Origin of the sequence: Mesorhizobium sp. M4B.F.Ca.ET.089.01.1.1, assembly GCF_004022605.1 — a bacterium.
Lineage (GTDB): Bacteria > Pseudomonadota > Alphaproteobacteria > Rhizobiales > Rhizobiaceae > Mesorhizobium > Mesorhizobium abyssinicae.
On record NZ_RZOS01001002.1, the window covers coordinates 1 to 860 of the forward strand.

1 protein-coding gene and 1 pseudogene are annotated in these 860 nt (G+C 55.9%); one reads left to right on the forward strand and one right to left on the reverse strand.

Annotation, left to right across the window (positions count from 1 at the left end; translation table 11 throughout):
• Nucleotides 1–432, reverse strand: a 432-nt coding sequence (locus tag EN780_RS35625; protein ID WP_133372928.1) for a hypothetical protein, incomplete at its 3' end; no start/stop codon positions are given.
• Between the two features lie 193 nt (nt 433–625).
• Here EN780_RS35625 and EN780_RS35630 point away from each other — a divergent pair.
• Nucleotides 626–860 (forward strand): annotated as a pseudogene (locus EN780_RS35630) (hypothetical protein); the annotation flags it as partial.

Below are 860 nucleotides of genomic sequence, written 5' to 3' on the forward strand. Positions count from 1 at the left end.
ATACTGGGCGCGGCCTAGAAAAGCGGAGCCGGCGCTGTTCTCGAGGAGGCCTTTTGCCGCGTTCACCATCGCGTCCACACGACAGCGGATTCGCACAACAGGAGTTTCCTTGTCGGGACCAAAGCCTGCCATTCGCCAACGCGGTTCGTCATGTGCACCTGTGGTCCAACACGAGCCGTACGATTGAAATCCCGACAACGGACCGGGGCGATTGAACAGACGATCGCACCACCACCGCTCATAGGGGTCCTGCCAACATCGAACGGGCGAGAGCCGCAGTTTGTTTGTTTCGAAAATCAGCTTGGCGTAACGCCATTCCAGCATGTGATAGAGGAATGGTTTTGTGATTGCGGGATCCGTCATCACTTTCCGGCCGTCTGCGCCGCGCTCGACGAGGGACCAAGAGATGGGATGCTTCTGGTCGATGATCATGACAGATTCCCAAGAGCCAGCTGGCACTCTAATCGGCTCATTCAGTAGCTAAACCATAATTTTCACGGTGAGCCGTGTAGAGTTCTCAACTGAATGTTGCACGTGCCCTTGCGAAAGCACCAGATCTGCGCTCAGAGATTGCAGCCATTTGGTTGAAAAGGACTCCGGCGCATTCAAGCCGCAGATAAGTCACATGGAAAAGCAACTTAGTGAAGGCGAGATCAAAGACGCCCTCGACGACTTGTCGTGGCAAAAACTTAAAGCTCACCTAGACGCGATCGAGCTCGATGAAGCGCTCGCCGACGAACTGCTGGGCCACGTAAAGCGATGCGGGCGGTTAGTTCTCAGGCATCCAGACCCGAAGCGCGAGAAGCTACGAGACGGTCTGCTCGACGGACTGGCCGGATACCTCAGGGAACGCTTGGGAG